The following is a 16,698-nucleotide window of genomic DNA, read 5'->3' on the forward strand; positions in this document are numbered from 1 at the left end:
TGCGATGCCGGCCACGTCGCCCTGGGGAACACGCACCGGCCCCAGGCTGTTGAGCCCGACGTGAGAATCGAGATCTGGTCCGACGTCGTGTGTCCCTGGTGCTACGTCGGCAAGCGCCGCCTCGAGAGCGCGCTCGCCGACTTCCCCCACCGTGACGAGGTGGAGGTGGTCTACCGCTCCTTCGAGCTCGACCCGTCCGCCCCGGCGCACGGAGACGAGCTGACCGAGGTGTCGCTGTCGCGCAAGTACGGCACCGACGTCGCGACGATGCGTCAGATGCAGCAGCAGCTGACCGACACCGCCGCGCAGGAGGGCCTGGCCTTCCGTCTCTCCGAGACGGTGCACACCAAGACCGTGGACGCCCACCGGCTGCTCCACCTGGCCCTCGACGTCGGCGGCCCGGCGCAGCAGGAGCGGCTCAAGGAGGCCCTGCTCGCGTCGTACTTCGTGCGCGCCGAGAACGTCGGCGACCACGGCGTGCTGCGTGCGGTCGCCATCGAGGCCGGCCTCGACGCCGCCCGGGTCGACGAGGTGCTCGCCGGCACGGCGTACGACGACGAGGTGCAGGCCGACATCGCGCAGGCACGGGCCTACGGCGCGACCGGCGTCCCGTTCTTCGTCGTCGACCAGCGCTACGGCATCTCCGGCGCACAGCCCGCCGAGGTGTTCCGCAACGCGCTCGACCAGGCCTGGGCCGACTCCCGTCCCACCGTCCAGATGGTCGGCGGGGACGCCGACGCCTGCGGCCCGGACGGCTGCGCGATCTGATCCTGCCGGCGGGGAGGCGCCCCGATTGTATAAACATGCAAAGGTGCGCATAAAGTAGGGGACATGTCCAAGGTCCTCACCAGTCTCCCCGTCGGCGAACGCGTCGGCATCGCCTTCTCCGGAGGTCTCGACACCTCTGTCGCCGTCGCCTGGATGCGCGACAAGGGTGCCGTGCCCTGCACCTACACCGCCGACATCGGGCAGTACGACGAGCCCGACATCGCCTCGGTGCCCAGCCGTGCCACGGTGTACGGCGCCGAGATCGCGCGCCTGATCGACTGCCGTACGGCGCTCGTCGAGGAGGGCCTGGCGGCGCTCGCGTGCGGGGCGTTCCACATCCGCTCGGGCGGTCGCGCCTACTTCAACACCACGCCGCTGGGGCGCGCGGTGACCGGCACCCTGCTGGTGCGCGCCATGCACGACGACGGCGTCGACATCTGGGGCGACGGCTCGACGTTCAAGGGCAACGACATCGAGCGCTTCTACCGCTACGGCCTGCTCGCCAACCCCGAGCTGCGCATCTACAAGCCGTGGCTCGACGCCGCCTTCGTCCACGAGCTCGGCGGCCGCACCGAGATGAGCCAGTGGCTGGTCGCCCACGACCTGCCCTACCGCGACTCGCAGGAGAAGGCCTACTCCACCGACGCCAACATCTGGGGCGCCACCCACGAGGCCAAGACCCTGGAGCACCTCGACGTCTCGCTGGAGACCGTCGAGCCGATCATGGGTGTGAAGTTCTGGGACCCCAGCGTGCAGATCGAGACCGAGGACGTCACGATCCGCTTCGAGCAGGGCCGTCCGGTCGCGATCAACGGCACCACGTACGACGACTCCGTGGCGCTGGTGATGGAGGCCAACGCGATCGGTGGGCGGCACGGGCTCGGCATGTCCGACCAGATCGAGAACCGGATCATCGAGGCCAAGTCGCGCGGCATCTACGAGGCCCCGGGGATGGCACTGCTCTGGATCGCCTACGAGCGGCTGCTCAACGCGATCCACAACGAGGACACGATGGCCAACTACGCGGCCCAGGGCCGCCAGCTCGGCCGGCTGCTCTACGAGGGTCGCTGGCTGGACCCGCAGGCACTGATGATCCGCGAGTCGATCCAGCGCTGGATCGCGTCGCTGGTGACCGGTGAGGTCACCGTGCGGCTGCGCCGCGGCGAGGACTACACGATCCTGCGCTCGGACGGCCCGGCGTTCTCCTACCACCCCGACAAGCTGTCGATGGAGCGCACCGAGAACGCCGCCTTCGGCCCGACCGACCGGATCGGCCAGCTGACGATGCGCAACCTCGACATCGCCGACTCCCGCGCCAAGCTGGAGATGTACGCCAACCAGCCGGTCGAGCAGGGCCAGGTGCTCGTCGAGAACGGCACCCTGTTCGGGGAGCTGCCCGAGGGCGGCTACGACCGGATCACCGCGAACCCGCTGGCTGAGGACGAGCTCAGCGACGAGGCGCTGGACGCCGCCGCGATGGAGTTCGGCACCGACTGACTCGCGGGCTCACGCCCGTCACCGCCCCCTCCCCGCCCCGCGCCGTCCGTCGACGGCGCGGGGCGTCGTCGTGTCTCGGGGTCTGCGGTTTCTCCACAGGCTCGAGAACTCGTTGTTTCCACCCTCCCTCCTCGGGCAGACGACTGGCACCCGGATCACCGGGACCACGACATCTCGACGAAGGGGGACGCCATGTCCGCAGCGCCCGGCATGCAGAGCGAGCAGCAGGCCCAGGCCTATGTCGACGAGCTGATGGAGCAGGCTCGCACGCAGGTCGTCCGGGCCCGGGCGATGGCCGACGAGCTGGAGTCGCTGGCCGTGCGCGGGCGCTCGGGCGACGGCCGCTGCGAGGTCACCGTGGGCCACGGCGGCGGGCTCGTGGACCTGTGGCTCTCGCCGGGACTCGCGCAGGGCACGCTCGACGAGATCCGGCGCGGGGTCCTGGAGGCCAACGCGGCCGCCCGCCGCACGATGAGCGAGGAGGCGGCGGCGCTGGCCGCTGCGCACTACGGGGCCGGCTCGGCCACGGCCGAGGAGCTGACGAGTCGGCTCACCGAGCTGCTCGCCCCCGGGGCCGCACCTGGTGCCCACGAGGAGAGCGTCGGGCAGCCGCGCCGGACGGGAGTGGTCCGATGACGCTCGACGTGGACACCGACGTGCTGCGGGCGCACGCCGCCGAGCTGGACCGGATCGCCGAGTCCGCGCGGGAGGCGGTCGACGCCGGACGCCACGTCGCCGTCCAGGGTGACGCCTTCGGTCGGATCTGCGCCTTCATCGGGACGGCCCTGGCTCCGGTCCAGGTCGCCGGCGTCGCGGCGGCCCGGGAGGCGACGGCGGCCGTCGAGGTGACCGGGCACGGCGTGCGGGGGGTGGCCGGCGGGTTCGACCTCGCCGAGCGCGTGGTCGTCGACGGGCTGGCCCGGCTCCGGGACGAGGTGGGCGAGCACCCGGGGTTCGCGCTGTGAGCGCGCCCAACGCCCTGGTGGCCGAGACCGTCGCCTCGCGCAGCTGGCACACCGCGGCCGGCCCGCTGGACGCGATGGCCACCTCGGTGGAGGCGCTCGACCGCGGTGACTGGGTGGAGGCCGGCCTCAACGGCGCCGCCTCGGGCCTCGAGACTCTCAACGCCGCGTGCGACCCGACCGGGGCGCTCGTGGCCGCCGGGCTGGGCTGGGCGATGGAGCGGTTCTCCCCGTTGCGCGACTGGCTCGACGACACCGTCGGCGACCCCGACCGGATCCACTCGTTCGCGGTGACCTGGGGCAATGTCGGCGGTCGGCTCCATGCCGACGCCGACGACTACATGAAGGCGGCCCGAACGGCGGCGGCGCCGTGGAACGGCCTCGCCTCAGGGGCCTACGAGGTCTCGACCGGCCTGGTCGCCTTGATCGTGCACGGCTACGGCGCCCTCACCCAGGGCGTCGGCGCCGCGACGGACGTCGCGGGCTCCCTGGTCGCGGGAGTGCGCGCGATCGTGCGGGACGCGCTCAGCGAGTGTGTCGCCTACGCGCTCACCAAGATCGCCCGGCTGCTCACCCCCGACGCGCCCCGTGCCCTGGCCGAGATCGTCGCCAAGGTCGCCGAGTGGTCCGAGCGCGTCTCCACCTTCATCCGCGCGCTGATCACGACGATGGGCCGGCTCGGACGGCTCCTCGACGAGGTGATGGACGCGGTCGCCACGCTCCAGCGCACACTGCGTCGCGTGGTCGACGACCACCAGGCGCGCCCGATCAGCCAGGGGTGGGACTTCCGCGGGCCGGCGCCCCAGGCGCCGTCGCCGGCCAACGCGGCCTACACCGCGGGGAGCAACGCTGCCAAGAACCACGCCGGGCTCGATGACCGGGGCGACTAGGGGCCCTCACCCGTGCTCCACGCCGCCCAGCTCGACGACGCGCTCCACCCCGATGTCCTCGTGGAAGGCGTGGTCGTGCCCGGCGACGACCAGCGCTCCCTGGAAGGAGCGCAGCGCCGAGACGAGCGCGTCGTACGCCGCGAAGTCGAGGTTGTTGGTCGGCTCGTCGAGCAGCAGGAGCTGCGGTGGGGGGTCGGCCAGCAGCACGGCCGCGAGGGTGGCGCGGACCCGTTCGCCGCCCGACAGCGTGCCGACGAGCCGGTCGGCGGCGGCGCCGCGGAAGAGGAACCGGGCCAGCCTGGCTCGCACGGCGTTCGTGTCCGCACCGCCGGCGCGCGCGGCGACGTTGTCGAAGACCGAGCGTGCGTCGTCCAGCAGGTCGAGACGCTGGGGGAGCAGGGCGACGGGGACCCGCACGCCGAGGGTGCCCGAGACCGGAGCCAGCCGCCCGGCGAGCGTGTGCAGCAGCGTCGTCTTGCCGCTTCCGTTGGCGCCGATGAGTGCGACCCGCTCGGGTCCGCGCAGCTCGAGGTCCACCTGACGCCCGGTGCGCAGCACCAGCTGCTCGGCGACCAGCACCGACCGGCCGTGCGGCACCACCGTCCCGGGCAGGTCGACGCGGATCGCCGGCTCCTCGCGCAGCCGCGACTCGGCCTGCGCCAATCGCTCCTGGGCGGCCTCGACCCGGTCCTCGTGCACGGCGCGGTGCTTGCCCGCCGATACCTGGGCCTGCCTCCTGCGTGATCGCATGACGATCCGCGGCTCGCGCAGCGTCGCCTCCATCTTGCGCCCGTAGCGGCGACGCGTCGCGAGGACCCGTTCGCTGTCCACGAGGTCCCCTCGCTGGCGGCGCAGGTCGGCGCGGGCGCTGGTGACCGCCCGGGCCGCGGCGTCCTGCTCGGCCTCCAGCTGGGCCGCGTACGACGAGTAGCCGCCGCCGTACCACTGCACGGTGAGACCCTCGGGCTGCTGATGCAGGTCCCCGATCCGATCCATCCGCTCCAGCAGCTCGCGGTCGTGGCTGACCACGAGCAGTGGACGTCGCCAGCCCTCCACGACGGCGTACAGGCGGGCCCTCGCAGCCGGGTCCAGGTTGTTGGTCGGCTCGTCGAGCAGCAGGACGTCCGGGCGGGCGAGCAGCTCGCGGGCGAGGCCCAGCCTGGTCACCTCGCCCCCGGAGAGCTGGCCGAGACGTCGGTCGAGGAGGGCCGGGTCCAGCCCCAGCCGGTCCAGCTCCGCACCGGCGCGCTCCTCGACGTCCCAGTCGTCGCCCACCGTCTCCCAGGCGGCGGCGAGATGCTCGGGGCCTCGGTCGCCGGCCGCGATCGCGGAGAGGGCGCGCCGGACGGGCGCGATGCCGAGGAAGGCGTCGACGCGCTGGGCGACGTCGAGGGTGAGGTCCTGCGGCAGGTAGCCGACCCGGCCGGCGACGGTGACCCGCCCGACGGTCGGTGTCAGCTGCCCCGCGACGAGGCGCAGCAGCGTCGACTTGCCGGAGCCGTTGACCCCGACAAGAGCGGATCGGCCGGGGCCGACGGCCAGGTCGAGGCCGGCGACGATCGGGGAGCCGTCAGGCCAGTGGAAGCCGACTCCTGACAACGTGATGACAGCAGGCATGGGGGTCTCCTCATGAGGGGTGCGGAGTCGCCGAACGGCGACGGGTGCGGACGCCTCAGAGGAGCAACGGGACCTGCCTGCAGATGGGGAGTGGGACGTCTCGAGGATAGGCCGGTGCGGGGCCGTGCGCGATCGGATATCGCGTCCCGGTCGCCCCTCCGTCGCCCCGGCGGGCTCGATTGAGTCGGGTACAGTTGCCGCGGGCACAGCGTCGTGCACGATCGCTGCGCGTCCTGCGCCGGGCGGTCCGACATCCACGAACCAGCATCGAGGGATCCCGCTGTGAGCAAGCCCGTCGTCCTCATCGCCGAAGAGCTCAGCCCCGCCACGGTGGAGGCGCTCGGGCCCGACTTCGAGATCCGCAGCTGCGACGGCGCGGACCGAGGTGAGCTGCTCGCGGCGATCGTCGACGCGGACGCCCTGCTGGTGCGATCGGCGACCAAGGTCGACGGGGAGGCGCTGAGCGCGGCGCGGAGGCTCAAGGTCGTGGCTCGTGCCGGCGTCGGCCTCGACAACGTCGACGTGCGCGCAGCCACGCAGGCGGGCGTGATGGTCGTCAACGCGCCGACGTCCAACATCGTGTCGGCCGCCGAGCTCGCGGTGGCACTGATGCTCGCCGCGGCGCGCCACGTCTCGCCGGCCCACGCCGCGCTCCGGGCGGGGGAGTGGAGGCGCTCGCGCTACACCGGGACCGAGCTCTACGAGAAGACCGTCGGCATCGTGGGGCTCGGCCGGATCGGGGTCCTCGTGGCCCAGCGGCTCAGCGCCTTCGGCATGCGGGTCATCGCCTACGACCCCTACGTGCAGGCCGGGCGCGCCGCGCAGATGGGTGTGCGGCTCGTCGACCTCGACACCCTGCTCGCCGAGGCCGACTTCATGTCCGTCCATCTCCCGAGGACACCGGAGACCATCGGCCTGATCGGCGACGAGGAGCTGGCCAAGGTCAGGCCGCACCTGGTGCTGGTCAACGCGGCTCGTGGCGGGATCGTCGACGAGGCGGCGCTCTTCGCGGCTCTCAAGGAGGGCCGGATCGCCGCCGCGGGACTCGACGTGTTCGCCTCCGAGCCGTGCGTCGACAGCCCCCTCCTCGAGCTGGAGAACGTCGTCGCGACCCCCCACCTGGGCGCCTCCACCGACGAGGCCCAGGAGAAGGCCGGCCTGGCCGTGGCCCGCTCCGTGCGGCTCGCGCTCGCCGGTGAGCTCGTCCCCGACGCGGTCAACGTCCAGGGCGGCCTCATCGCGGAGGACGTGCGCCCCGGCGTACCCCTCACCGAGAAGCTGGGCCGGGTGTTCACCGCCCTGGCCGGTGAGGTCGCCCAGCAGATCGACGTGGAGGTCCGCGGCGAGATCACCGAGTACGACGTGAGGGTGCTCGAGCTGGCCGCGCTCAAGGGCGTCTTCGCCGACGTCGTCGAGGAGCAGGTGTCCTACGTCAACGCGCCGCTGCTGGCCTCCGAGCGCGGGACCGCGGTCCGCCTGGTGACCGACTCCGAGAGTCCCGACCACCGCAACCTGATCACGATCCGCGGCACCCTGGCGGACGGCTCACAGGTCTCCGTCAGCGGCACCCTGGTCGGCATCCACCACAAGGAGCGTCTGGTCGAGGTCAACGGCTTCGACCTCGACATCGAGCCGACCGAGCACCTGGCCTTCCTCGTCTACCAGGACAGGCCCGGGATGGTCGGGACGGTGGGCCGCATCCTCGGTGACGCGGAGATCAACATCGCCGGCATGCAGGTCGCGCGTGACGTGAAGGGTGGCCGGGCGCTGGTCGCGATCTCGGTGGACACCGCCATCGAGCCCCACATCCTCGAGGAGATGCAGGTCTCGATGGACGCCCACGCGGTGCGCACGGTCAACCTCGGCTGACAGGTCCCCTCGGGCCCCAGGGCGAGCGGCCTAGTCGCGGTCCTCGCCCTTGGTGAGGTCCGTCGCGGTGGGCGTGGCCGCCCGGTGGTCGACCAGCGAGTCCTCGGGTGACGGATAGCCGGGCGCCGAGGGCTCGCGGCCCTGGGACACCGCTCGCTCGTGCTCCGTGCGGGCCCGCGCCACCAGCGCCATCAGACCGGCCTCGTCGCGCGCCATCGCGAGGTACTTCGGGTCCATCGACCGGATCTGCTCGCTCTCGTCGAGCAGCGCCCGGAAGACCCGCTCCCGCTCGGCGGGGTCCGCGGTGTAGTCGAGGTCGAGGTAGTTGGTCGCGTGCTTGCGGGCGTTGATGATCGCGGTCTGCGCCTTGCCCTTCTTGCTGTAGAGCGAGGCGATGACGGTCACGACCAGGGCGCCCACGATCACCGACAGGGACAGCTCGGTGCTCACCTCGACGACCTTGACGTGCTCGCCGTCGTTGATGAAGGGCAGGTTGTTCTCGTGCAGGGCGTGCAGGATCAGCTTGACGCCGATGAACGCGAGGATGCCCGCGAGGCCGTAGGAGAGGTAGATCAGGCGGTCGAGCAGGCCGTCGATGAGGAAGTAGAGCTGGCGCAGGCCCAGCAGCGAGAACGCCGTCGCTGTGAACACGATGAAGGTGCTCTGGGTCAGGCCGAAGATCGCGGGGATCGAGTCGAGGGCGAAGAGGATGTCGGTGCCGCCGATGGCGACCATCACGAGCAGCATCGGCGTGAGCGCCCGCTTGCCGTCGTGGATCGTGAACATCTTGTCGCCGTCGTAGTAGTCGGTGGTGTGGAAGACCTTGCGGGCGATGCGGATGATGAAGTTGTCCGCGGAGTGCTCGTCCTCGCTCTCCGGCTTGAGCATGTTGCCGGCCGTCAGCAGCAGCACCAGCCCGAAGAGGTAGAACACCCAGGCGAACTGGTTGATGAGCGCGGCGCCGATGAAGATGAAGCCGGTCCGCGCGATCAGCGCGAAGACGATGCCGAAGAGCAGCACCTTCTGCTGGTCCTCGCGGGGGACCCGGAAGCTGGCCATGATGATGAGGAAGACGAAGAGGTTGTCGACCGACAGCGCCTTCTCGGTGATGTAGCCGGCGAAGTACTCGGAGCCGGCGGTGCCCCCTGAGACGATCAGCACCCCGAGGCCGAACAGCACGGCGATCCCGACGTAGAGCGCTGACCAGACGGCCGCCTCCTTCAGCGTCGGCACGTGCGCCTTGCGCACGTGGAAGATGAAGTCGAAGGCGAGAAGCCCTCCGATGAAGGCGATCGTCAGGCCCCAGGCAAGGGGAGTGGCTTCCATGCGCCCACGATAAACAAGAGGTCGAAACGCGGATCTCCGCGTCAGGCGACCATCACCCGACCGCCCGAGCCGGAGGCCGTGCCCACGGCGTCGGTGCTGCTGACCTCCTCCCAGGCGGTGGCGAGGCGCTCGGCCGCGGCCCGGAGCTGATCGGGCGGCACCGTCCACGGGATCCGGACGAACCGGTCCAGGCCTCCCTCGACGGCGAACACCGGCCCGGGAGCGACGATGACGCCGTGCTGCTCGGCCGCGGCACACAGGGCGCTGGCACGGGGGGAGGGCAGCTCGCACCACAGCGCCAGTCCACCGGCCGGGGTGTGGAACCTCCAGGACGGCAGCAGATCGCGCACGGACGCGACGAGCACGTCGCGCTGCTCGCGCAGTCGGGACCGATGCGCGGCCAGGATCGGCGCGGGGTCGGCCAGCAGCCGGGCGAGCACGAGCTGCTCGAGGACCGGGGCGCCCAGGTCCAGGGCCAGTCGCGCGTCGACGAGGGCGTCGACACGCTCGAGGGGCGCCCGCAGCCAGCCCAGGCGCAGGCCGCCCCAGAAGGCCTTGCTGGCGCTCCCCAGCGTGATCGCGTCGCGGTGGTACGACGCGAACGGGCGCGGCATCGACTGTCCCTCCAGCGCCAGGGCCTGGTGCGCCTCGTCGACGACCGCGAGCGTCCGCCCGCGGCGCAGGTGGGTGGCGTACTCCTCGCGCCGGGCGTCGCTCATGACGTGGCCGGTCGGGTTCTGGAAGTCGGGGATGAGGTAGGCCAGGCGCGGCGCGGTCTGGCGCAGGGAGGCGCCGACGGCGTCGAGGTCCCAGCCGCCGGGGTCCACCGGCGAGCCGGTCACCCGCGCTCCGCTGCTGCGCAGGGCCTGGACGGCGTTGGGATAGACGGGCGACTCCACCAGCACCCGGTCCCCGGGGCCGGTGAAGGCGCGCGCCACGATCGCGGCGGCCGAGAGCGCGCCGGGCGTCACCATGATCTGGTCGGGGTCCGTGGGCAGCCCCCGATCGTCGTACGTCGCTGCGATCGCGCGCTGGAGGGTCGGAAGCCCGGTCGGGAAGTAGCCGTGCCCGCCCAGGTGGGCGGGCAGCTCGGCCGCCGCCGCGGTGTAGGCGTCGGCCAGGCCGGGGGGTGCGGAGGTGGCCGCGCAGTTGAGGTCGATCAGGTCCCCGTCGCCGGTGCCCGGGAGCAGCGCCCGGTCGTGGGAGCGGGCGCGTCCGCCCGGGACCCGCGTGAAGGTGCCGGCGCCCTGGCGCGCCACGGCGTACCCGCTCTCGCGCAGCACGGCGTAGGCGCGGGCGACGGTCGTGCGCGAGACACCGAGGGCCTGGGTCAGCTCACGCTCGCTGGGCAGCCGGACGTCGTAGCCGATCCGGCCGTCGCCGATCAGCAGGCGCAGGGCGTGGGCCAGGCCCTCGTAGGCGGGGGACTGGTCGAAGCTCCCGACCAGCCCGGCGACGCGGGCGGCGCTGACGGCGCGGGAGCTGCTGGCGGAGGACATGCAGGCCAGTGTTCCACGATTGGCCCTTTGTCAGAAGGCCAATTGCGTGTCCACTGGTGGCGTGACCGACCTCGCCCCCCGATCCCGCCGCGGACAACCCGTCCAGCTGACCACCCTCGGTCCGCTCCAGCAGCTGCGCGCCGGGCGCCTGGCACGGCGCCTGCCGCAGCTCTTCGTGGGGCTCGTGCTGTACGGCGCGTCCCTGGCGCTGATGGTCCGCGGCGCGCTCGGCCTGTCGCCCTGGGACGTGCTGCACTCCGGCGCGATCCGGCACCTGCCGCTCACCCTCGGGCAGGCGGTGGTGGTCTTCAGCTTCCTCGTGCTGCTCGCCTGGATCCCGCTGCGGGAGGTGCCGGGCCTCGGGACGATCTCCAACGCCATCATCGTCGGGCTCGCCGCCGACGCGACGCTCGCGGTGCTGGTGGCCCCGGACGGGCTCTGGGCCCGGGTGGCGCTGCTCGTGAGCGGGGTCCTGCTCAATGCGCTGGCCACGGCGCTCTACATCGGATCGCAGTTCGGCCGGGGGCCCCGCGACGGGCTGATGACCGGCCTCGTGCGCCGTACCGGCTGGTCCCTGGGGGTGGTGCGCACCGGCATCGAGCTCACGGTGGTCGCCGTCGGCCTGGCCCTGGGAGGCATCGCCGGCCTCGGCACACTGGTCTATGCGTTCGGCATCGGACCGCTGGCGCAGGTGCTGCTCCCGTGGTTCACGGTCGAGCTCGACGAGGGGCGGCTCAGCGACGGGTCGCGATGACCGCGGAGGCGTCGGGGGCGATCATCACCTCGACGGCGGTGAACCGCTCGTCGGTCAGCCACTGCTCGCGCAGGGTGTCGACCCGGCCGTAGCTGATCGGCGGCCACACCTCGCAGGGCACGAAGTCGTCGAGGACCACGATGCCGCCGGGCTCGACGAGGTCGGCGATCGAGTCGACGCCCACCTCCGAGGGGATGCCCGAGTCGATGAACAGCAGCGAGAAGGGCCCCTTGTCGCGCAGCGTCGACCAGTCGGCGGCCAGCACCTCGACCTGGGGATCGTCGACGAAGATCTCGGCGGCGGCACCGGCCAGCTCGGCATCGAGCTCGGCGGTGAGGATGCGCGCGCCGTTGCGAACTCCCGAGCGCAGCCAGGCGGTGCCCACGCCGCAGCCGGTGCCGAACTCGGCCAGGGTCCCGCCTCGGGTGGCGGCCAGCGTGGCCAGCAGACGGCCGGTCTCGTTGCGGCAGAACGAGACGTAGCCCGCCTTGCGGGAGACGTCGAAGGCGCGGGAGACGATGCGGGGCAGCTCGGGCGGGTGACTCATGGGATGGAGTCTTCCATCCCGGACTCCCTGTCTCGCATCGTGAGCACATCTGCGGAAAACCCCCCACGGCGCGGGGGATGAGTCGTACTCTCGGCTCACCATGCGGAGCGTCTACGTACTTATTGACTGCCGCGGCGAGGCCTCTTAAGTAAGGCCACCTCGCCGCGGTGTTCGGCGTTGACGGCCTTACTGCCCTTTCTGCACTTCTTGCCTGCAGACGCCTCCGCGGCGGAACCGCCCAGCAGTACGGCGCGATCCGCTCTCCCTGGTCCTGATCGACCGGCCCTCACGCGATCCGTGAGGAGTCTCGTCATCTCCCCGCCGCGGGGCGTCTTCGGTGCAGCACCTTCCGCACCCGACTCAGCCCAGCGACAGGAGAAAAGACGATGTACGACATGTACCCCGAGTGGGGCCCGGCCAGCCATCACCCCGAGAACCCCCGCAGCTTCGAGGCCGTGCAGCAGGCGCTTGACCTGCGAGACAACGGCGGCTCGCGCCCCGACGACAACTAGGCTTCGCCCCATGACTGACTCCTCCTCGAACCACGTGGCCCACGGCCTCCAGCTCGCTGTCATCCCCGGCGACGGCATCGGCCAGGAGGTGACCGCGGAAGCCCTCAAGGTGCTGGAGGTGGCCGCCCCCGCCGACGTGAAGTTCGAGCAGACCCGCTACGACCTCGGCGCCGAGCGCTACCTCGCCACGGGCGAGGTCCTGCCGCCGTCTGTCCTGGAGGAGATCCGCAGCCACGACGCGATCCTGCTCGGCGCGGTCGGGGGCAAGCCCAACGACCCGAACCTGCCGCCCGGCATCCTCGAGCGCGGCCTGCTGCTCAAGCTGCGCTTCGAGCTCGACCACTACGTCAATCTGCGTCCCTCGCGGATCTACCCCGGCGTCGCCTCCCCGCTGTCCGACAGCGTCCTCGGCGGCCGTGAGGTCGACTTCGTGGTCGTGCGCGAAGGCACCGAGGGCCCCTACACGGGCAACGGCGGCGCCCTGCGCGTCGGGACGCCCCACGAGGTCGCCACCGAGGTCAGCGTCAACACCGCGTTCGGCGTCGAGCGTGTCGTGCGAGACGCCTTCGCCCGCGCCCAGCGCCGCCCGCGCCGCAAGCTCACGCTGGTCCACAAGACCAACGTGCTCGTCAACGCCGGCTCGGTGTGGTGGCGCCTCTTCCAGGAGGTGGCCGCGGAGTACCCCGACGTCACCACCGACTACATGCACATCGACGCCGCGATGATCCACATGACCACGGACCCCGCGCGCTTCGACGTGATCGTCACCGACAACCTCTTCGGCGACATCATCACCGACCTCGCCGCCGCCATCACCGGCGGCATCGGTCTGGCCGCGTCCGGCAACGTCAACCCCGACCGGACCACGCCCTCCATGTTCGAGCCCGTCCACGGCTCCGCGCCCGACATCGCCGGACTGCAGTTGGCGGACCCGACCGCCGCGATCCTCTCGGCGTCGCTGCTGCTCGACCACCTCGGCTTCGCCGCCGAGTCGGCCGCGATCGAGACGGCCGTGCTGGCCGACCTGTCCGAGCGCACGCCGGGGACGACCCGTCGTACCGCCGAGGTCGGCGACGCGATCGCCGCGCGAGTAGCCGGCTGACCCGCCCCTCGCGTCCTGTGACGCCGGGTACGGGTCTCCCGTGCCCGGCGTCACACATTTCCCTTCCGATTGGATAGCGTGCCCCTCATGCAGATCAGCACCACCACCTCGACCCAGCGCGTCGACGACGCGGCCCTCGCGGAGATCCTGGCCAACCCCGGGTTCGGCAAGCACTTCACCGATCACATGCTCACGGTCGAGTGGACGCCCGAGGCGGGCTGGCACGACGCCCGCGTCACGCCGTACGGTCCGTTGTCGCTGGACCCCGCCACCGCGGTGCTGCACTACGCGCAGGAGATCTTCGAGGGGATGAAGGCCTACCGGCACGCCGACGGGTCGGTGTGGACCTTCCGGCCCGAGGCGAACGGCGAGCGGCTGGTGCGCTCGGCACAGCGACTCGCCCTGCCCGAGCTCCCGGTCGAGGACTTCCTGCAGACCGTCGACGAGCTGATCCGCGTCGACGAGCGCTGGGTGCCCGACGCCGAGGGCGAGAAGAGCCTCTACCTGCGCCCGTTCATGTTCGCCTCCGAGAAGTTCCTCGGCGTGCGCCCCTCCCAGCACGTCACCTACATGGTGATCGCCTCGCCCGCCGGCGCCTACTTCAGCCAGGGCATCAAGCCCGTGTCGCTGTGGCTCACCGAGGAGTTCACCCGCGCCGGTCGCGGCGGGATGGGCGCGGCCAAGACCGGCGGCAACTACGCCAGCTCGCTGCTCGCCCAGCAGCTCGCCTCCGCCCAGGGCTGCGACCAGGTCGTCTTCCTCGACGCCCAGGAGGGCAAGTACGTCGAGGAGCTCGGCGGCATGAACATGTACTTCGTGCACGCCGACGGCCACATCGTCACCCCCGCGACCGGCACGATCCTCGAGGGCATCACGCGCTCCTCGATCATCGAGCTCGCCGGCAAGCTCGGCCACCAGGTGGAGGAGCGCCGCTTCTCGATCGACGAGTGGCGCGACGGGGTGAGGAGCGGCGAGATCACCGAGGTCTTCGCCTGCGGCACCGCCGCCGTCGTCACCCCGGTCGGGTCGCTCAAGTGGGACGGTGGCGAGATCCCGGGTGCCTCCGACGGTGGCGAGGTCACCATGCGGATCCGCCAGGCGCTCGTCGACATCCAGTACGGCCGCGCCGAGGACACCTTCGGCTGGATGCACCGGGTCGTCTAGGGCGGACCGGCCCGGTCCAGGGAGCGGGGGAGGCAGCGTTGGCGCACCCGGTGATGTTCGACGAGGACGACCCGGTCCTGGCGCGCCTGCGCGGGCTCTGCCTGACCTTCCCGGGCGCCGAGGAGATCGTCAGCCACGGCCGGCCGACCTATCGGATCGGCAAGATCTTCGCGGTCTACGGCGGGGGAGTGAAGGTGCGCCCCGGGGAGCACGAGCCGCACCCCCACGCCCTTCTCTTCAAGGCCGACGCCCTCGAGATCCCCGCGCTCGACGAGGACCCCCGGTTCTTCCTGCCCGCCTACTACGGCCCGTTCGGGTGGCGCGGGATCGACCTGGACGGGGAGGGGAAGGACGCCCCGGACTGGACGGAGATCGGCGAGCTGGTCGACGCGTCGTACCGGATCGTGGCGCCGCGTCGGCGGGTCGCCGAGCTCGACGACCGGTTGTCGTGAGGCCGGACGCTAACCTCGTGCGGTGACCACCTCGCCCTCAGCGCGCCCGCCCACACCGATGACGGTCGGCGACTACTCGCTGCTGACCCGGATCGGGGAGGGCGGCATGGGCGTGGTCCACCTGGCGCGCAAGACCGGCGGGGAGCGGGTCGCGCTCAAGGTGCTGCGCCCCCACGTCGTCGGGGACGACGAGGCGCGCCAGCGGCTGGCCCGCGAGGTGGGCTCGCTGAGCCGGGTCCGCTCGCGCCGGGTGGCCGAGATCGTCGACGCCGACCCGTGGGGGGACATCCCCTTCGTCGCCACCCGCTACGTCCCCGGGCTCTCGCTGCACGACCACGTGCAGTCGGAGGGGGCGCTGCACGGCGACGACCTGATCTGGTTCGCCGGCTGTCTGGCCGAGGCGCTCGAGGCGGTCCACGCCGTCGACGTGCTGCACCGCGACGTCAAGCCGTCCAACGTGCTGATGGAGGGGCGCTCTCCGGTCCTCATCGACTTCGGGCTGGCACGCCTGGCCGACGACCCCAAGCTCACCCACACCGGTTGGCTGCTCGGGACGCCTGGCTACCTCGCCCCCGAGATCCTGTACGGCGAGGAGGCCACCGCCGCCTCCGACATCCACTCCTGGGCGGCCACGGTCGTCTATGCGGCGCTCGGCCACTCGCCGTTCGGTCGCGGGCCGGCGATGGCGATCATGGACCGCGCCCGGCGCGGCGAGCACGACCTGCGCGGCTTCCCCGGCGACGCCGGCCGCGAGCTGCGCCAGCTGGTGGAGAGCGCGCTGGATCCCGACCCGCGCCGCCGCCCCACGCTCGACACGCTGCTCGACCGGCTCGGCCCCCGGCTGGACCGGCTGGCGCCCGGGATGGTGGCGGGCGTCGCCGCAGCCGCCGAGCAGGACCAGTTCACGATGCCCTTCGCAGCGGTCCAGGGTGAGCCGGCCGCGCAGACCGACGTGCTCGAGGAGCCGGCGACCGAGCAGGCCTGGGGGCCTGAACCGGCCTGGGCGGGGGACCCCTGGGCCGAGGAGCCCGCGACGCGCCGCGCGACCGCCGTACTCCCTCCTGAGCACCAGCCCTACCAGACCCCGCCGCCGGTCGACGGTGACGCCGCCTCCCCCTGGGCCGACGACGCCCCGTGGCAGGAGCCGCCGGTCACCGTCCCGGTGCTGGAGCGGATGCGTCGCTGGGTGCTGGTGGGTGCCGGCGGGATCGCGGCAGGCGCGGCGGTCGCAGCCATGCCCTACGTCGCCGTGACGCTGCTGGTCCTCGCGGCCTGGCTCCTGCGCAGCGGCTCGCTCGCCGCCAGTGCGGCAGGGGAGCGCCGGGCCCAGCGCGGCAGGCGCTGGTACGACGGCATCGTGACGTCGCTGGCCGCCCCCTGGCACCTCGTCGGGGCGATCCCCGGCACCCTGCTGCTGGTCCTGTGGGCGCTCGGGCTCGCCGCGGCGGCGGTGCTGCTCGGCTATGCGGCCGCGCTCGGGATGGCCACCACGCTCGCGATCGCGGGGGCCGCCTTCGCCCTGGGGCTGTGGGTGGGTCCCGGTGGGGACCGGGTCCGCGGACCGCTCAACCGGATCGTCCACCCGGTCTGCGCCGGCCTCCCGGCCTGGCTCGTGGCGACGGCGCTCGCCGTCGGCCTGGCGATGCTGCTGCTCGCCGCCGTGGAGAGCGCCGGTGTCGACTGGGCGCCGTCGCGGCAGGCCCCGCTGGACGCCCTGCGCTGATCTCGGCTGCTGAGCG

16 protein-coding genes are annotated in these 16,698 nt (G+C 72.3%); 12 read left to right on the forward strand and 4 right to left on the reverse strand.

Annotation, left to right across the window (positions count from 1 at the left end; genetic code table 11):
- The first annotated feature begins 60 nt into the window (after positions 1-60).
- The 5 genes from ACYU7L_RS14485 to ACYU7L_RS14505 all read left to right on the forward strand — a co-directional run bounded on the left by ACYU7L_RS14485 (position 61) and on the right by ACYU7L_RS14505 (position 4,117).
- Entirely contained in the window at positions 61-768 is a 708-nt protein-coding gene (locus tag ACYU7L_RS14485; RefSeq protein ID WP_460797865.1) for a DsbA family oxidoreductase, read from the forward strand.
- A gap of 63 nt (positions 769-831) precedes the next feature.
- A complete protein-coding gene (gene argG / locus ACYU7L_RS14490) occupies positions 832-2,265 on the forward strand; it encodes an argininosuccinate synthase (protein WP_460797868.1) in 1,434 nt (477 codons plus the stop codon).
- A 192-nt stretch (positions 2,266-2,457) separates the two neighbouring features.
- Positions 2,458-2,901 (forward strand): YbaB/EbfC family nucleoid-associated protein, encoded by a 444-nt coding sequence (locus ACYU7L_RS14495; RefSeq protein WP_460797870.1) that lies wholly within the window; start codon positions 2,458-2,460, stop codon positions 2,899-2,901.
- Positions 2,898-3,230, forward strand: a complete 333-nt coding sequence (locus tag ACYU7L_RS14500) for a type VII secretion target (RefSeq protein ID WP_460797872.1) — start codon at positions 2,898-2,900, stop codon at positions 3,228-3,230. Before ACYU7L_RS14495 ends, ACYU7L_RS14500 begins: the two co-directional genes overlap by 4 nt.
- The gene (locus tag ACYU7L_RS14505) at positions 3,227-4,117 is read left to right on the forward strand and encodes a hypothetical protein (RefSeq protein WP_460797875.1); all 891 of its coding nucleotides are present in this window, start codon (positions 3,227-3,229) and stop codon (positions 4,115-4,117) included. The genes ACYU7L_RS14500 and ACYU7L_RS14505 overlap by 4 nt, the downstream gene beginning before the upstream one ends.
- Positions 4,118-4,123: 6 nt before the next feature.
- Here the strand turns inward: ACYU7L_RS14505 and ACYU7L_RS14510 are convergent, their stop codons facing one another.
- Complete coding sequence (locus ACYU7L_RS14510; protein WP_460797878.1) at positions 4,124-5,734, reverse strand: ABC-F family ATP-binding cassette domain-containing protein; 1,611 nt, start codon at positions 5,732-5,734, stop codon at positions 4,124-4,126.
- 282 nt (positions 5,735-6,016) lie between these two features.
- On the opposite strand from ACYU7L_RS14510, the gene serA reads away from it, so the two are divergent.
- Positions 6,017-7,603, forward strand: a complete 1,587-nt coding sequence (serA, locus tag ACYU7L_RS14515; RefSeq protein ID WP_460797880.1) for a phosphoglycerate dehydrogenase — start codon at positions 6,017-6,019, stop codon at positions 7,601-7,603.
- A 30-nt stretch (positions 7,604-7,633) separates the two neighbouring features.
- Here serA and ACYU7L_RS14520 read toward each other — a convergent pair whose 3' ends face one another.
- Positions 7,634-8,929 (reverse strand): TerC family protein, encoded by a 1,296-nt coding sequence (locus ACYU7L_RS14520; RefSeq protein ID WP_460797882.1) that lies wholly within the window; start codon positions 8,927-8,929, stop codon positions 7,634-7,636.
- A 41-nt stretch (positions 8,930-8,970) separates the two neighbouring features.
- Positions 8,971-10,428: a MocR-like transcription factor YczR gene (gene yczR / locus ACYU7L_RS14525; protein WP_460797884.1), complete on the reverse strand. Its 1,458-nt coding sequence runs from the start codon at positions 10,426-10,428 to the stop codon at positions 8,971-8,973.
- Between the two features lie 61 nt (positions 10,429-10,489).
- Here yczR and yczE point away from each other — a divergent pair, with 61 nt between their 5' ends.
- Entirely contained in the window at positions 10,490-11,182 is a 693-nt protein-coding gene (gene yczE, locus ACYU7L_RS14530; protein WP_460797886.1) for a membrane protein YczE, read from the forward strand.
- Here the strand turns inward: yczE and ACYU7L_RS14535 are convergent.
- A complete protein-coding gene (locus ACYU7L_RS14535) occupies positions 11,163-11,729 on the reverse strand; it encodes an O-methyltransferase (protein WP_460797888.1) in 567 nt (188 codons plus the stop codon). The genes yczE and ACYU7L_RS14535 overlap by 20 nt on opposite strands.
- Before the next feature lie 386 nt (positions 11,730-12,115).
- Between ACYU7L_RS14535 and ACYU7L_RS14540 the strand changes: the two genes are divergently transcribed.
- From ACYU7L_RS14540 to ACYU7L_RS14560, 5 genes are all read left to right on the forward strand, one after another.
- Positions 12,116-12,241 (forward strand): hypothetical protein, encoded by a 126-nt coding sequence (locus ACYU7L_RS14540; protein WP_460797890.1) that lies wholly within the window; start codon positions 12,116-12,118, stop codon positions 12,239-12,241.
- Between the two features lie 10 nt (positions 12,242-12,251).
- Positions 12,252-13,343, forward strand: a complete 1,092-nt coding sequence (locus ACYU7L_RS14545; protein ID WP_460797892.1) for a 3-isopropylmalate dehydrogenase — start codon at positions 12,252-12,254, stop codon at positions 13,341-13,343.
- Positions 13,344-13,430: 87 nt separating this feature from the next.
- Positions 13,431-14,507: a branched-chain amino acid aminotransferase gene (locus ACYU7L_RS14550; RefSeq protein WP_460797894.1), complete on the forward strand. Its 1,077-nt coding sequence runs from the start codon at positions 13,431-13,433 to the stop codon at positions 14,505-14,507.
- A gap of 38 nt (positions 14,508-14,545) precedes the next feature.
- The gene (locus ACYU7L_RS14555) at positions 14,546-14,959 is read left to right on the forward strand and encodes an MmcQ/YjbR family DNA-binding protein (RefSeq protein ID WP_460797897.1); all 414 of its coding nucleotides are present in this window, start codon (positions 14,546-14,548) and stop codon (positions 14,957-14,959) included.
- Between the two features lie 22 nt (positions 14,960-14,981).
- Positions 14,982-16,682 (forward strand): serine/threonine-protein kinase, encoded by a 1,701-nt coding sequence (locus ACYU7L_RS14560; protein WP_460797900.1) that lies wholly within the window; start codon positions 14,982-14,984, stop codon positions 16,680-16,682.
- The last annotated feature ends 16 nt before the right edge of the window (positions 16,683-16,698 follow it).

Source organism: Nocardioides pacificus, assembly GCF_054775955.1.

Coding starts and splice junctions, on each gene's coding strand:
- argG (WP_460797868.1), top strand. CDS start 832: ATGTCCAAGGTCCTCACCAGTCTCCCCGTCGGCGAACGCGTCGGCATC.
- ACYU7L_RS14495 (WP_460797870.1), top strand. CDS start 2,458: ATGTCCGCAGCGCCCGGCATGCAGAGCGAGCAGCAGGCCCAGGCCTAT.
- ACYU7L_RS14500 (WP_460797872.1), top strand. CDS start 2,898: ATGACGCTCGACGTGGACACCGACGTGCTGCGGGCGCACGCCGCCGAG.
- ACYU7L_RS14510 (WP_460797878.1), bottom strand. CDS start 5,734: ATGCCTGCTGTCATCACGTTGTCAGGAGTCGGCTTCCACTGGCCTGAC.
- ACYU7L_RS14520 (WP_460797882.1), bottom strand. CDS start 8,929: ATGGAAGCCACTCCCCTTGCCTGGGGCCTGACGATCGCCTTCATCGGA.
- yczR (WP_460797884.1), bottom strand. CDS start 10,428: ATGTCCTCCGCCAGCAGCTCCCGCGCCGTCAGCGCCGCCCGCGTCGCC.
- ACYU7L_RS14535 (WP_460797888.1), bottom strand. CDS start 11,729: ATGAGTCACCCGCCCGAGCTGCCCCGCATCGTCTCCCGCGCCTTCGAC.
- ACYU7L_RS14540 (WP_460797890.1), top strand. CDS start 12,116: ATGTACGACATGTACCCCGAGTGGGGCCCGGCCAGCCATCACCCCGAG.
- ACYU7L_RS14545 (WP_460797892.1), top strand. CDS start 12,252: ATGACTGACTCCTCCTCGAACCACGTGGCCCACGGCCTCCAGCTCGCT.
- ACYU7L_RS14550 (WP_460797894.1), top strand. CDS start 13,431: ATGCAGATCAGCACCACCACCTCGACCCAGCGCGTCGACGACGCGGCC.